This window comes from Lacibacter luteus, assembly GCF_004118265.1.
In the GTDB taxonomy this organism is placed as follows: domain Bacteria; phylum Bacteroidota; class Bacteroidia; order Chitinophagales; family Chitinophagaceae; genus Lacibacter; species Lacibacter luteus.
Window position 1 is genome coordinate 845295 of record NZ_SDHW01000001.1, and the last position, 15737, is coordinate 861031.

Genomic DNA, 15737 nt, shown 5'->3' on the forward strand with positions numbered 1-15737 from the left:
TTTTAGATGACGGGTTGTCAATAATTTATTTGTTGGTTCAATAGTTATTTATCGCCTGATGGTTTTGGTATAGCTGTAAACAGTTGCACGGGTGTTCCAAAGTTGGGTGTACCATCGGCATTCCAGGTAAATTTTTGTATGCGTGGACTACGCAGATCGCCACAACCTTCACCACTGTTTGCATTTGCATGGTAGATGATCCAGTCTTCTTTTCCATCGGGTGATTTAAAAAATCCATTATGCCCCGGACCAAATGCTTTGTTTGCTGCATACGTGCTAAACACAGGGAAAGGATGTTTTGTCCAGTTTGATTTCAGCAACGGATCACTGTCTTTCTTTAATGATAATTGACCGAGTGCATAATCATCGGTCCAGCATCCGCTTGCAGAATAAATGACAAACACATTACCGTTTACATTCTTCAATGCTTGTGGCCCTTCGTTTACCCATTGTGTGCCGCCTTTCTTTTCCCAATCGTAATCGGATGATGAAAGTAATTGTCTTGCAGTTTCCAATGTCCAAGGGTTGCTCATGCGTGCGATGTATAAATATTGTTTTACTTCTGTGTTTGAAGGATGCGCACTCCAAAGAAAATAATTCTTGCCGTTGTATTCAAGCACTGTTCCATCGATTGAAAAAAGATGTGCTGCTGCAGGATCGCCGATCTGTCCTTTATCAACCCATGTATCTGTAAACGGATCTGCTGCTGCATTCTCCAATACAAAAGTGCGTTGCGTATTGAGATCGCCTGATGCACCTGCTGTGTAATAGATATACCATTTGCCTTCGATAAAATGTAATTCAGGCGCCCAGATGTTTCTTGAGTTAGCACCTGTTGCCGGAGTACGCCACACTGTTTTTACTGCTGCGTTTTTCAGGTCGCTCATAGCTTTTGTTTTCCATAACTCGATCCTGTTGCCCAATGTGTGCATGTAATAATAAAAACTGTCTTTCTTGTACACCCAGGGATCAGGGCCGGAACTCAGCAACGGATTCATAAACGTTGCAACAGTTGTGTTGCCTGTTTGCGTGTTCGTTTGCGAACTGCTTTTTTTGTTACAGGCCTGTAGCAAAAACGAAAGCAATAACAGAACAATCGGAAAATGTTTCATTGAACGAGTTGACATATAGCAGCAATCTGTGTTATTAAGCTTAAAGAAGAAAAGAGTACCTCATGTAGAAACATAAGGTGTTAACGATTGCTATGTGTATGAAAATTACTTGACGCCGTTCAGCTTTTTAATGAGATTGATCTCATCGTTGCGGTATGCACTTCCATCTGTATTAAAAATATCATGGAACCATTCAATCGGTTGACTGCCGTCGGCCAACGGTGTATCCCATGCATAGATGGTATTTGTTTTACCTGCAACAAAGCCCCAGTTAATAGCGCCTACGTTTTTATCTTTCAACATCGGCATAACTGTTGCAAAGCGGCTGTTTCTTGTACGTGCCATATACTCAGTACAGATCAATGGGCGACCGCTTGCTTTTAATATTTCAACTACACGTTTGTGTTGCTGCACATCCTGGTAGTCGTGATAGGTAATAATATCGGAGTTAAGTAACTGAAATGCGTTCAGATTTTCAAGATCCCATTTCCATAAGCCTGCACTGATGGGTTGCTCAGGATTTACCTCACGTGCCCATTGAAATACTTTTTTCAACAACGCCAATGATGAATCGCCTTTGCCATTATTGCCGGGTTCGTTGTACAGATCCCACAAAAGAATGCGTTTGTCTTTTGCAAAATGCGTCAACACATCTTTTACATATTTTTCAAGCTCCGGAAAATTTGTACTCTCAGCAGATGCAGGCTGTCCGGGATCCTGCATCCAGCCTGAATTATGAATGCCTGTTTTTACTACAGGTTGTAATCCTGCTTTTGGTTCTTTGTTCCAGCAATCATCAAAGAAAACAAACATCGGTTCAATACCATGTTTTGCAGAAATGGTTAAGAACTGATCCATGCGTTTTTTAAATCCTTCAGGATCCTGTTTCCACGCCAACGAATGCAGGAACACACGCATGGTATTAAAGCCAATACCTTGCGCCCAACCTAATTCTTTATCAATAAGAGCAGGATCAAATGTATCGGCCTGCCACATTTCCAGTTGATTGATGGCATTAGCAGGAATATAGTTTGCACCCGTAAGCCATTTATGTTGTTTGTACCACGCATTTGCTTTTTCTATGCTCCATATTTTAGAAGCAACAGGTACAGGTGGAGCAACGGCCTCTTTCTTTGTTTTTTGCGCCTGTACAAAAGCAGTCGTCAATACTAAAAACAACTGACACAGAATGATCGTCTTCTTATACATAGTAGTTCATTAAAAATTAAATTGTATGCTTTTATTCCCCTATTAACCGTTATTTATTTTCTAACAGTTGCTGTACAAGCAAAAGCACATCGCTTCGTTTTAAAAAATCGGTTTTATTTGTTTTAATAAAATCATTGATCCATTGTTTCTTTTCCGGAAAAACAGCAATGAGTTGTTTTGCACTGCCAGCCTTATGGTATTTTCCATCCTTCAATATCCAGAACGTAAAGCCGGGTATAACCTGGTAATCGTCGGGCAGTTTCATTTCATAAGCCTGCCCGTTACGTCTTAACGAATTAAGCGAAACAGCGTTGGTTGTAGCAGATGCATTACCATAGCCGATAGATGCACCCGGTTCGATCAACTTTGCTGTAAACTCCTGGAAAAAAGGATAGGCTCCGTTTACTAAAAGCTCGTAAAAAACTTTTTCTACAGGTATAAATTTCCTGCCTGCAATAAAAACAGTATCTACTTTCAACGGTTCTTTTATAGCGAGATACTTCCCTTTTTCCTCAAAGATCATTTCACCCGTGATGGTATTATAATTCATTCTTCGCTCAAACATCTCTCCCGACTTCATCTGTACTTTGCCTGGTTGAAATGTATCGAACACATAGTGCAAAATGGCGACCGGCTTGCTTATTTGCTGAGCCTGCAGCGATGTGCAAAATAGAAGTGCGATGAAAACAGAATACCTGGCCACAGTTGCTTATTTAGTTTTCATTTTTTGTTCCAGCACTTTCATGTAATAACCTGCCACTACACTTCTTGCCTGGAAACCAACCATACGACCCGTTGTGGTTTGATGCCAATCTGAAACCGGCACACGTGATGCTGTTTCCATTGTAAACTTGTAAATGGGATCAACCAGTGCATTAAAATCTTTTTGGTTGGAAGTGAGTACAGAAGTCCAAACGATCCAATCCGATTTTGTGTACGTAGCCCGGCTATCTAACGGTAAGCCATAGTTGTTTTGTTTACCGAGGTAATAGCTGATCTCTTTTGCATACACTTCTTTTGGAAACAGATTTAAGTTTAACACCTTATCCCAAACAAGATTGTATTTCTGGCTCCATGTTCCTTTTTTATCAAACGTTAATGCATAATGATCACCATCATCGGCCATCTGCATCCACTTGGTCACCATTTCTTTTGTAAGCGCTTTGTATTTTGCTGCAGTTTCTTTCTCACCTAATTGTTCAGCCATTAACACATAGCCACCCAATGCAACAATTGCTTTGGCAGAAAGATTTACGTTGCGTGCAAGATGCCCTGCAAAATCATCGGTGCATAATTGATTGGCGGGATCAAATCCTTCCCTGCTCAAATACTCTGCCCATACAGATAATGTTTTCCAATGCTTCTTTGCATAAGAAGTGTTGCCTTCTGCTTTTGTAATGGCAGCTGCAAGAATGATCATGTTGCCGCTTTCTTCCACAGGCATATCTTCACCATAGGTTTGTCCGTTGGCTAATGGATAAGTACCAAGATCATGTGCTGCAAAAGGTTTCGTCCATTTACCGCTTTCGCTGTAATAGAAAATACCATTCATCATCCCTTTCAACAACTCCGGATTGTACACAAGAAACATCGGAGCTGAAGGATAAGTGATGTCAACCGTATTGATAGAACCATTACTGAAATTTTCTTTTGATAAAAACAGCAGTTCACCTGTTGGGCTTTTTACCAGTTTATGTGCAGCAATACTTTGCCTATACACCATTTCGCAAAGCTTTGCATAGGTTTCGCCACCTGCTTTTAACGCATCGTTGTAAATACGCTGGTTAAGAACAGAACACTTGATCATCACCTGTGCATACTCTTTTAATGATGTTGACAGCAACTGCTCCATTGTTGCAGTAGTGCCTTGTTTCCACCAGGGTTTCAAATTTGTTCCGAAGTACTGAACAGGATTCAGATCATCATACCCGATCATCAACACCTGGTCTTTTGCAATACTGCCGATTTTACCCATGCGTACAACAGTATTCAAAAACAAATGCTTGCCGTTTTCTACAGATGCAGTTGGTGCAGCAAATGAATTAGCAATACCTTCTTCTGCAGAAATATATTGTGTTACGGCCGCAGTTTGCGGAACTGCAATGTACATATAGCCCCAGTCGATACGTAAGTCATCGCCCTTCTTTTGCAAAACGGGTTGTGTTGTTGTACCGGCTTTTAAAATACCAAGTCCGTTTGCTGTATATTTTTTTGCTTCTACCTGTTGTGCAGAAGTGTTAGTGGCAATATCGGTTGATGCGCCAACAAACAACTGCACATCATGAGCTGCACCATCGTTCGATTTTACTTTTGTTGTGACATAACTCACCGGCCTTGCAAGCATGTTAAGATCGTTGATCAATAACGGTGATGTAAATGTGAGCGTAAGATCAACCTTGCCACATGTAAACTGGTAAATGGTTTGTGTAGCATTGATTGTTACATTTTTTTGCTCGGCAATTTTCTTTGCTTCGCTTTGTGGCGGCTGCACTTCCTGCACAATACCTGCATCGAGCCATTGCCCGCCTGCAGTATTTGCTACATGTATCGCCAATACATTTTTCCCCTGTTTTATTTTTGCTTTTACCGCCTCGCTTACGGGCAGGTAAATATATTTTCCTGTCCAGCCAATGGTTTTATAAACCAATTCGCCGTTAATAAAAACTTCTACATTATCATCGTGATGAAGTTTTACAAACAAATCATTTAAATCGCTGCTGTTCATAGTAAACTCTCTGCGCATCCAGAGATCTTTCGACAACCACATGGTTTGTGCAGTGGTTTTGTTATCGCCGAAAGCGCCTTTCCCTTTTTTCCAGTTGCTGTCGTCGTATGCAACACTTGTCCACTCACCTGCAGGTGCAGTTTCGGTATAAGCTGCATCGTAATATACTTCGTCTGCTGCAGGCAATACCTGTTTAAACTGCTTGCCGGTGTTGCCTAAAAAGCGATACACTTCGCCATCCACCTTCAACAGACCAACCAATGAATGATCAGTTCCCGTCCAGTGACGTGTTGGCGACTCTGTAAGCAAATCGGTTGTTGACCAGATGCTGAAATAAGGATCGTGTGTTACCAAAGGATAAGCAGGCGCTTTTCTGCTCTGTGCAAAACCCAACGAACCTGCTAAAAGAAATACGAGACCTAATAAACCGTTTTTTTTCATTTTCATTTTATTTGAACTGCGGAACAACTGCTGTTAAGTTAAAATAAGAAGGCCATTTAACCAGCGTTAAATGGCCTTGGTAACGACTCGTAATAAACAAACAAGACTTACCTGTATTCCAAAACTAACTGCTGCCCTTTTTTAAATTGCCGTACTTATCGCATAAGCATAAACACATCAAAACGTCAACTTCGTAACAGGAGAAAAGATCCTGTCTTCCACACCAACGATTTTAATACCTACACGTGCAAACACATAGTTCTGTGTTGGCGTCATTGTGGGAATTGTTACCTGCATGCTAATGTTGTTTGGATCGGCTATTGAACCACCTGCAATAGTTGTAGAACCAATATTATCTGCAGATGATACAAACTGTGTTTTGTTGATATAAAGACTAACGCTTTCAATATTTTTACCGGTTGCATCAACAACGATCTTTTCTGCCTTGAACGAACCATTCACTTTCCCTGAAGCAACAGAGAACTGTGGTGTGCGGATCATGTAATAAGGCGTTACTTCAAGATCAAGCGTTTGATTACCTTTTAAATTGATCACAACACTGTCAGGTGAACCCGATGTTGTTTGTTTCCATTTAAAAGGGCCCTGACCTGTTGGTACGATCAGCTTATACTGTCCATCAAACAATACACAGGAATAGGTACCTTCTTGTGTAAATGATTGACGGATGGCACCTACTTTACCAAAACCAAACTGGTACAGTTCAAAAGGAACACGATCGTACTCTACCTGTATAGCCTCGCCCTGGTAATGTACCTTTCCTTTCAACACGGTAGTTGGTTCTTTGTAATTATCTTTTTTGCAGGATGCTGCAGCAATTAATAAAGCCAGCAATCCAATATAGTGAAACTTCATTTTCATCTTTCTGTTATTTAAAATTTACAACGATGAGAAAAAGTGAGTTGCGTTTAAGCTTGCATGCGAATTGTTGAAAACGCAACCCACTTGATCATTCTTATTGGTTAGGCTGCTTTACAATTTTTGGATTGTTAGCCCTGATGTTATCATCAATGAATGAATAATAGTTACCCAACTGGAAATTGTTTGCACCTGTTACCAGTGATGGCAGTACAATTTTGTAGATCCATTTACCATCATTCGGATTACCCGGGTTGAAATATTTGTAAGCCCAGAGTGCATACGGTTGTGTATTGCGTTTGGTTGCTTTACCGATATTGGTTAAGAGATCGCTCACCGTCATTTTTGTACCATCCCAAACCTGGTGTGCAATTCTCCAACGCTTACGGTCGAAGAGGATATGTCCTTCAAACGCAAGCTCAACACGGCGTTCGTGTACAATACGATCGAACGTAATATCGGCTGCTGTTAAAGGAACAGTAAGTCCTGCTCTTGCACGCACCTGGTTCATAAACAATGCAGCTTCTGCTGTGTTACCTAATTCGAATGTAGCTTCCGCAGCATTCAGTAATACTTCTGCATAACGGTAACGGATAAACGGCAGTTCGCTGTTTGTACCACGTGAGCCGGAACCAATTGCAGGATCGAGATATTTACGCAGGTAGAAACCACTTTGTGCAGTAAACTCTTTTGCATTGATCGGTCCGTCGAAACCAACTACCTGGCGTAAACCTGTTGTACCGGGTAATACTTTTTGTTGTCCACGATCATCACCACTTACAACTGAGCCATCTGCCATTTGGTAACCGTTCCAGATATCAACCATACGGCCTTTGAACGATGTGCCGGGCAACATTACTGTACCGGCCAAACGTGCATCACGACCTGCGAAAGGATCTGTTTGATTGCTATAGTAAAGTGGATTGCCACCACCATCTGCAATTGGAATTGGAGCAAATGTGTTGTTTAATAATTCGAACTCCTGTACAAAGTTGAGCGATGGATTAATGCGTCCACCTTCTTCTTCTTCTGCACCATAACGTGGCTGGTTCCAACCTGTGAAATAATGCACTTTACCACTTTTCAGTTTAAAGTCTTCGATAAAGATCGTTTCAGGATTGTTGCCTTTATCGATAAAGATGTTTGAAAAGTTTTCGCTCAGATCGGGCTTTTTGTTGTACAACGCATAAGCACCTGCACTGCCGTTGATGATTTCTTTTGCAGCAGCCAATGCTTTTGTATAGTAAGCCGTTGCTTTTGTTTCAGGAATACCAACTTCGCCACCCGGTAATGATACCGCAGGAGTTGTACCGCCATACTTTGCAATAGAACCTGCATACAATGCAGCTCTTGCCTGCATAGCTAATGCTGCACCTCTCGATGCTCTTGCAGCTGTTGCTGCACTCGATTTTGTATCGATCGGCAGATCGGCTTTAATCGCATCTGCCTCTGCAATTACGAAATCATACATTTCCGATTCTTTTGAACGGGGAAACTGCAGGTTGCTTGCATCACCACTGAAATCATATGTCAACGATTTCAGAATAAGTGGTACACCACCCATACGTTTTGTTATTTCGAAATAATAGTTGGCACGAAGGAAACGGGCTTCTGCTTTAAACAAAGCTTTATCTGCAGCTGTAAGTGCTGTTGAAATTTCCAAACGTTCAAGGAAGAGATTTAATTCACGTACGTAACCATAATCCCAGCTACCCCATTCGCCAAAGCCCCAGCTGTTACGTTGCACTAAAAATGCACGACCGTTTTCTGATGGAAAACTTTCACTGAAGTCGGCCATGGTATACCAATCTTTCAGTGTAGAAATATCTACCTGGCGGTTATACAAATCGGCCAAAACAGAAAGTACATTGGCAGAGTTTGCAAAAGCAAGATCGGTAGAGATAATGGATGTTGGCTGTACGTTCAGAAATTCACTATCCTTTTTACAGCTTCCCAACGCCAACAGGGAAAGTGCCGTTAAACTTATATATAATCGTTTCATTGAAATTAAGTTGTTGTAAGAAAATTAAAGGGTGATGTTAACGCCTACGTTTACAACCTTACTCTGCGGGAACTGCAGACCGTTATCATCGTTTACTTCAGGATCGATGCTGAACTTCTTCACATTATCAATTGAGAAGAGGTTGTATGCATTTAAATAAACACGAACCTTTTTAAACGCTCTCACTTTTTCCAGTACAGATGCAGGCAATGAGTAAGCAAGTTCTAACGTACGTGCTCTTAAGTAAGTAACGTTGTGTGCCCAATAAGTAGAGCTGCGGTTGTAGTTGCTGTGACCACCTTCGTTGTAACGCAATGCAGGATAACGACCGGGAATCCATGGGCTGTTACGATCATAAATATCTGCTCTGTGCCATCTGTCTTCGAAGATCTTGTTTAAGTTACCATCGTTCTGGAACGCCCAACGTGTTTCCCAGTTCTGGAACCAGGTATAGCCTGATGCACCTGAGAAGTCTGCATGAAATTCAATTCCTTTCCATGCAACTGCAACGTTAAATCCAAAGTTTATGTTTGGTTGTGCACCGCCACCATAACCGATCGGACGAACATCAAAACCATCAATTTTATTATCGCCATTGATATCTCTGTAGATCAGATCACCGGGCAATAAGGTTCTGTTACCTTGTCCATCGATGTTAACAGGATGGTTGTTGATTTGCTCCTGTGTCTGGAACTGACCATCAATGATATAACCCCAGTCAATTCTTCTATACCTGTTTTCACTTGAGTTACGGTATTGATCCCATGAGTTAAAGAATGTTGGGTTGTAAGTGTCAAGTGACATTGAGCGTGTGTACGAAAGATTACCACCAACCTGGAAGTTTACTTTACCAAAGTTGTCGCTATAAGTTAACGAACCTTCAGAACCGAATTGTGCATCGCTGTTAAGGTTTTCGTTCGGTAATGCATAACCGATCTCAACAGGAATGAGGATGTTTGTTCTTACACCACGTAAACCTGTTCTTTTACGATAGAAATAATCGAACGAACCGGAGATCTTTCCTTTAAACAAACTGAAGTCTGCACCGATATCTGTAATACGGCTCACTAACCACGAAATGTTTGTTGTTGGTGCACCACGGTCTCTTGAACCGATAACAGGAACACCTCCAATAATAGCAATACCCTGGTTGTAGTTATAACCTGTCATGTATGCATAAGCACCTAAGCCCAATGCAGAACCATCATCACCCAACTGACCGTATGAAGCACGGATTTTGAAATCAGTGAGGATATTGCTGTTACCCAGCAAACGTTGAATGAATGCTTCTTCTGTTAAACGCCAGCCTGCAGAAACACTTGGAAAGTAACCTACACGTTTATCAGGCGCAAAGAGATAAGATGCATCTCTTCTTGCAGATAACTCAAGGAAGTATTTGCTTGCATAGTTATAGTTAACACGGCCAATGTAACCGATACGGGCCTGGCGGTCGTCGCTATCCTGGTACTGATCTGCAGTAGCAAAATAAATCAACGGCAATGCATTGGTAGTTGGTACAGAGTGGATCCAGTTACGCAAACGCTGGTTAGAAATTCGCTCTGCTACAAACGTTGCACCTACAGTATGATTGCCGAATGTGTTGTTGTAGTTTGCCTGTGCCTGAGATGTAATGTTAATCTGTTTTACCTGTTCTCTTTCTCTCCAAGGGTTAATAGATCCACCCGTTCTTTTATAAGTAGAATCGGTTGGATTGAACGTGTATGTATCGTATGTGTACTCGTGATTGTTAAACAGATAATCGGCAATGTAGTAAGAGTACATACCTCTTACACTTAAACCTTTTATGAAAGGCAACTGGTATTCAACTGTTGCATTGGTTTGCAATACACGCCAGTCGTTATGAAAACGACCTGCGTTCTTATAGTTCAGATAAGCCCAGTTTGTTTCGTTGTGCTTGATATCGTTGAGGTATTCCGGATTATCATTTGCATAAGGACGTTCCAATGGCGTATTACGCAGAATAGCAAAACGTGCTAACCAGTAGTCATCACCACCGGGTACACCGGGATTGTCTCTTGTTTCAATACGTCCGTTAATAGCTAACCCGATCTTTAAACCATTTGCAACCTGTGCAGTAATGTTTGATTGCAGGTTTGTACGACCGAATTTATACTCACGACCCAAAACAGAATTTTGAAACAGGCGTGTACCTGATACATAATAATTGATTTTGTCGTTACCACCAGTGAAGTTGATGTTCACCGAATTTAAAGGAGCGTTTCCTTTAATGATAAAATCTTTCCAGTTGAAACTTTTATTGTAGCCGGGCAATGTACCATCTTTCCATTTGTCCAGCTCCGCCTGTGTAATTGCAGTGCTGCCATAACGGTTTACTTCAGCTTCTGCTCTGTAACGTTGATAGTCGTAAGAGTTGGTTAATACATCCGTAAATCTCGACCAGTTTTGCACACCTGCATAAGCACTGATGTTAATGGTATTGCCTGAGTTACGACGACCTTGTTTTGTTGTAACAACCACAACACCGTTTGCAGCACGCACACCATAGATGGCTGCAGATGCATCTTTTAAGATGGTGATGCTTTCGATATCATTTGGAGCAAGGTTGTTAAACTGTCCTGCATCCTGTTGAATACCGTCAATTACATACAAGGGATCGCCCATGTTACGTATCTGTATGTTGGCACTTGCACCGGGGCGACCATCGGGCATTTTAAATGTAACACCCGGTAATTTACCTGCAAGACCGGAGCTTACAGTAGAACCACCGTGTACACGATCCATATCTTTTGCAGTAATGGTAGAAACGGCACCGGTTAATGATTGCTTACGTTTGGTACCGTAACCGATTACAACAACCTCTTCCATATTTACTTTTGAAAGTTCGAGTGAAATGGAAATGTTTGTTTGATTGCCTACCACAATTTCCTGTGGTGAAAATCCAACAGAAGAAATGACCAATACCGATTTCGTACTTCCTACAGTAAGTGTAAACTTACCATCAGCATTGGTTGATGTTGCATTTTTTGTTCCCTTTTCAGAAACAGTTGTGTTAGGAATACCGGCGCCTGTACTGTCTTTAACGGTACCCGAAACGGTAACGCCTGTTCCCTGTGAAAAAACAGTTGTTAAGGAGCATAAAATGAAAAATGTAAACAGCAGTAGTTTTGCTTTTTGCCGGAGGTTGACGGGAGAACATACATCAACTGGCTTAATGCGTTTTTTAAAAAAACTCATGAGGCAAGAAATTGTTAGTTAATAATGGTTAATCGTTGTGAGCTTATTTCGGAGAGAGATCCTACCTTAATTTCACGATGTAAATTAAAACCATGTTTTCCCGACGGGTCATTCCCGGCGTTTCATAATTTTTTCAAATTGTTTCATTTACTTTTAGGTCTGTTACAGCAACTGTAACCGGTTTCAACCTACTAAACCAATGCTTTAACTTGAAACAGACTACGTATAAACGGCTTGCTTTTTTTCTGCATCTTCTACTTTGTATTTGTGCATCTCACAGCAATGCACAATCGTATACTTTCCGTCATTACCAGGTAGAGAATGGATTATCGCACAACATGGTTGCCTGCAGCGTACAAGACACTACCGGCTTTCTCTGGTTTGGAACAAAAGATGGACTGAACCGTTTCGACGGCTATCATTTTAAACATTATGATATTGCAAACAATGGCAACAGAATAACGCCTTCTATTATTAATTGCCTCGAGGTTGACAAACAAAACACATTATGGATAGGAACACAAAGAGGCATTTATTCCTTTAACAGGCAGGAAGAAAAATTAATTCCGTTTATTGATACACTTGATGCAATCATTTCCATCAACTTCGATAAAAAAAATAATCTTTGGTTTATAGCTGCCGGCGTTTTACACAAATACAATCTACAAACAAAAAAACTATTCCGCTTTTCCGAACCTGAATATTTTCTTGCTTCTTCTGTTTGCATTACACCCGAAGGAGAATTATGGGTATCATCCTTAAACGGCTATCTGCATCAGTATAATTATGCAAACAACAGTTTTACTTCGTTTAACATGTTTGCACACTCCCCTCCTCCTGCATCAACATGGATACCGAAAATATATTACAACGGACGCAACGGTATTTATGTGGGCACTTCTATTCAAGGTTTAAAAGAGTTCGATATTGCAACACTTACTTATAAAGACATCCTTACTTACAACCCCGACCGCACTGCTGTTTTTGTACGTGATATAGAACAGTACTCCACCGATGAATTCTGGATTGCAACAGAGTCGGGTATTTTTATTCTTAATACTAAAACAAATGAATACATCAACCTGAAGAAACGGTTTCTTGATGTCTATTCACTTTCCGATAACGCTGTTTACTCACTATGTAAAGACAGAGAAGGCGGCATTTGGGCAGGCACTTATTTTGGCGGCATTAACTATTATTCCAAACAGAATACACTGTTTCAAAAATTTTTTCCCGACAATTCTGCAACTGCAGTAAGCGGAAATGTTGTTCGTGAAATCTGCGAAGACAACAAAGGCTTTTTATGGTTAGGAACAGAAGATGCAGGGCTGAACAAATTCAATCCGGCAACAGGTGTTATTACACAGTTTAAACCAACCGGCAAAAGCACAGATATTGCGTACAGCAATATTCATGGATTATTGTTGAATGGAAACGAACTATGGATCGGCACCTTCGATCATGGCTTAGATATTATGGATCTGCGAACAGAAAAAATCATCAAACGCTATAGTTACGGTACAGGGAAACATGAATTGAAAAGCAACTTTGTTGTATCGATGCTGAAAAGCAAGAAAGATGTTATCTACATTGGTTCCAGCAATTCACTCTATAAATACAACCCACAAATAAAAGCGTTCGATCTGTTGGATGATGTACCCTCAAACATTTTTATTTCCTGTTTACTGGAGGGGTCTGATAACACGATTTGGGTAGGCACACATAATCACGGTGTTTTTTATTTCAACCCGTATACAGGAGCCAGGGGACAAATTCTAAACAAGCCGGGCAGCAACATCAGTTTAATGAACAACATTGTAAATGCATTAACAGAAGATCGTCAGCATAACATCTGGATATCTACTGATGGCGGTGGTATTGCAATGCTGAATAAAGAAAAAACAAAACTTACTTCTTACACTACAGCCGATGGTTTGCCCAGCAATTTTATTTTCAAGGCGCTTGAAGATAATGATGGCAATATGTGGATCACTACTACACGTGGGCTTGTACAACTCATCTCAGCTTCAAAAAAAATTACTGTATACACAAAGGATAACGGATTGCTAAACGATCAGTTTAATTACAACTCCGGTTATAAAGACAGCAACGGCATCATGTACTTTGGCAGTGTAAAAGGAATGATCCGTTTTCACCCCGATGATTTTGAAAATGCATCCAAGATCGGTCCTGTTTATATCACCGGCTTCCAGGTGCAAAACGAAGAGCAACAGATTGGCGTTAAAAATTCGTTTCTGAAACAGTCGATCCTTTACACAAAAGAAATTGTATTGCCACACGACCGTTCATCGTTCAGCATCGATTTTACATCGCTCAGTTACACTTCGCCTGAAATGACGGAGTACAGTTATTTTATGAAAGGAGCCGATGAAAACTGGACTACAATAAAGCCTAATCGAAAAGTGTATTTCAGTAATCTTTCGCCCGGCAGTTATATTTTCCAGGTGAAAGCTTCTGTAAATGGCATGTGGACGACCGATGTAAAAGAGTTGAAAATAAAAATACTACCGCCATTCTGGGCAACAAACCTGGCTTATGCTGTCTACAGCATTCTTGCGCTTTTACTGTTCTATTATCTCTTCCGTATTTACCATATTTATAACGAAAGCAAAAAAAGAAAAGAGATCTACGAAGCAAAGATCGATTTCTTCACCAATGTTGCACACGAAATAAAAACACCTTTAACGCTTATAAAAGGGCCGGTTGAAAACCTGATGGAAAAAGTGGATGAGATACCGGTAATAAAAGACGATCTGTTTATGATGAACCGCAATACCAACAGGCTGGTTGCGTTAATAACACAGATACTCGATTTCCGCAAAACAGAAACCAACTCATTCCGTCTTGATTTTTCGAAAGTGAATATTACCGAACTGTTGAAAGATACATTTGCCGATTTTTCCGCAGTGGCTAAAAAAAGAAACCTCGACTACAGCATCGAATTACCCGACAGTGATGCTTATCTTTACGCAGACGAAGAAGCATTAAATAAGATCTTCTCCAATCTTGTTGACAATGCGGTAAAATACGCTTCGCAAAAAGTACAGATTCGCTTGCTGCCACAGGAAAACAACAAAACAGATCTTACTGTTGAAATTGAAAACGATGGACTTGCTATACCCGACGACATGAAGGAAAAAATATTTGAGCCGTTTGTGCGGCTTAAAGAAACACAAAAAAGACAGGGAACAGGTATAGGGCTGGCGCTTGCAAAATCACTTACCGAATTACACAAAGGCAAACTGTTTTTACGTATCTCGCCGGAAGAACATAATGTGTTTGTTGTTAACTTGCCGCTGGAAAACACTGCAAACTGAATTTAAACAGGCTCTAACATTTAATAAAGAACAACATGCTGCCCTCGATTTTAGTTGTGGATGATAACGAAGAAATTCTTGACCTGCTTGAAAGATCGCTCAACAGCAAGTACACGATACTGAAAGCCGAAGACGGCGAACAGGCATTGAACATTCTTAGTAAAGAAGCGATCAATCTTGTTATAAGCGATGTAATGATGCCGGTGATGGATGGTTTTGAACTCTGCAAAAAAATAAAATCAAACTTCGAATACTCACACATACCGGTAATACTGCTTACAGCAAAAAACACCATTCAATCGAAAGTGGAAGGTTTGGAACTGGGTGCAGATGCATACATCGAAAAACCTTTTTCAAAAGAACACCTGCATGCACAGATCGCCAGTTTAATTTCGAACAGAAACATCATTCGTGATTTTTTTGCCAGCTCACCGTTGGTGCATATTAAAACACCTGAGCATTCAAAAGCCGATGAGCGTTTTCTTGCAGAACTGAACAATGCCATTTGCAGTAATATTGATGATGTTGATCTTGATGTGAACAAATTAGCCAAGATCATGAACATGAGCCGCATTACGCTTTACCGGAAAATAAAAGCGGTATCGGTTTTAACTCCTATTGAGCTCATCAACATTACACGATTGAAAAAAGCTGCTGAGTTATTGGCAGAAGGTGAATATAAAATTTATGAGATCTCATACATGGTGGGCTTCAGTTCGCAAAGTAATTTTTCCCGCAACTTTCAGAAGCATTTCAATTTAACACCACGTGAATACGTAACATCGAAACAGGCAGAGCGAAATAAGCAATAAGCAGTT

Annotated in this window: 9 protein-coding genes; 2 read left to right on the forward strand and 7 right to left on the reverse strand. The window is 40.6% G+C overall.

Features of this window, described 5'->3' with window-relative positions; all coding sequences use genetic code 11:
* Positions 1–44 precede the first annotated feature (44 nt).
* From ESA94_RS03135 to ESA94_RS03165, 7 genes are all read right to left on the reverse strand, one after another.
* Positions 45–1112, reverse strand: a complete 1068-nt coding sequence (locus tag ESA94_RS03135; protein WP_129129396.1) for a glycoside hydrolase family 43 protein — start codon at positions 1110–1112, stop codon at positions 45–47.
* 105 nt (positions 1113–1217) lie between these two features.
* Positions 1218–2321 (reverse strand): cellulase family glycosylhydrolase, encoded by a 1104-nt coding sequence (locus ESA94_RS03140; protein WP_129129397.1) that lies wholly within the window; start codon positions 2319–2321, stop codon positions 1218–1220.
* Between the two features lie 49 nt (positions 2322–2370).
* Positions 2371–2943, reverse strand: coding sequence for a hypothetical protein (locus ESA94_RS03145; protein WP_205755899.1), 573 nt, complete (start codon positions 2941–2943; stop codon positions 2371–2373).
* A gap of 87 nt (positions 2944–3030) precedes the next feature.
* Positions 3031–5487: a glutaminase family protein gene (locus tag ESA94_RS03150; protein WP_129129399.1), complete on the reverse strand. Its 2457-nt coding sequence runs from the start codon at positions 5485–5487 to the stop codon at positions 3031–3033.
* Between the two features lie 177 nt (positions 5488–5664).
* Positions 5665–6366: a DUF3823 domain-containing protein gene (locus ESA94_RS03155; RefSeq protein WP_129129400.1), complete on the reverse strand. Its 702-nt coding sequence runs from the start codon at positions 6364–6366 to the stop codon at positions 5665–5667.
* Between the two features lie 94 nt (positions 6367–6460).
* Entirely contained in the window at positions 6461–8365 is a 1905-nt protein-coding gene (locus ESA94_RS03160; RefSeq protein ID WP_129129401.1) for a RagB/SusD family nutrient uptake outer membrane protein, read from the reverse strand.
* Between the two features lie 24 nt (positions 8366–8389).
* On the reverse strand, positions 8390–11581 hold the full coding sequence (locus ESA94_RS03165; protein WP_129129402.1) for a SusC/RagA family TonB-linked outer membrane protein: 3192 nt from the start codon (positions 11579–11581) through the stop codon (positions 8390–8392).
* A 209-nt stretch (positions 11582–11790) separates the two neighbouring features.
* On the opposite strand from ESA94_RS03165, the gene ESA94_RS03170 reads away from it, so the two are divergent.
* Together ESA94_RS03170 and ESA94_RS03175 are read left to right on the forward strand one after the other, a co-directional pair.
* Positions 11791–14919, forward strand: a complete 3129-nt coding sequence (locus ESA94_RS03170; protein WP_129129403.1) for a ligand-binding sensor domain-containing protein — start codon at positions 11791–11793, stop codon at positions 14917–14919.
* Between the two features lie 35 nt (positions 14920–14954).
* Positions 14955–15731 (forward strand): response regulator transcription factor, encoded by a 777-nt coding sequence (locus ESA94_RS03175; RefSeq protein WP_129129404.1) that lies wholly within the window; start codon positions 14955–14957, stop codon positions 15729–15731.
* The last annotated feature ends 6 nt before the right edge of the window (positions 15732–15737 follow it).

What these genes read in the sequence shown, in the direction of transcription:
- ESA94_RS03175 (WP_129129404.1), top strand. Translation starts at nt 14,955, where the DNA reads ATGCTGCCCTCGATTTTAGTTGTGGATGATAACGAAGAAATTCTTGAC.
- ESA94_RS03160 (WP_129129401.1), bottom strand. Translation starts at nt 8,365, where the DNA reads ATGAAACGATTATATATAAGTTTAACGGCACTTTCCCTGTTGGCGTTG.
- ESA94_RS03140 (WP_129129397.1), bottom strand. Translation starts at nt 2,321, where the DNA reads ATGTATAAGAAGACGATCATTCTGTGTCAGTTGTTTTTAGTATTGACG.
- ESA94_RS03165 (WP_129129402.1), bottom strand. Translation starts at nt 11,581, where the DNA reads ATGAGTTTTTTTAAAAAACGCATTAAGCCAGTTGATGTATGTTCTCCC.
- ESA94_RS03150 (WP_129129399.1), bottom strand. Translation starts at nt 5,487, where the DNA reads ATGAAAAAAAACGGTTTATTAGGTCTCGTATTTCTTTTAGCAGGTTCG.
- ESA94_RS03155 (WP_129129400.1), bottom strand. Translation starts at nt 6,366, where the DNA reads ATGAAAATGAAGTTTCACTATATTGGATTGCTGGCTTTATTAATTGCT.
- ESA94_RS03135 (WP_129129396.1), bottom strand. Translation starts at nt 1,112, where the DNA reads ATGAAACATTTTCCGATTGTTCTGTTATTGCTTTCGTTTTTGCTACAG.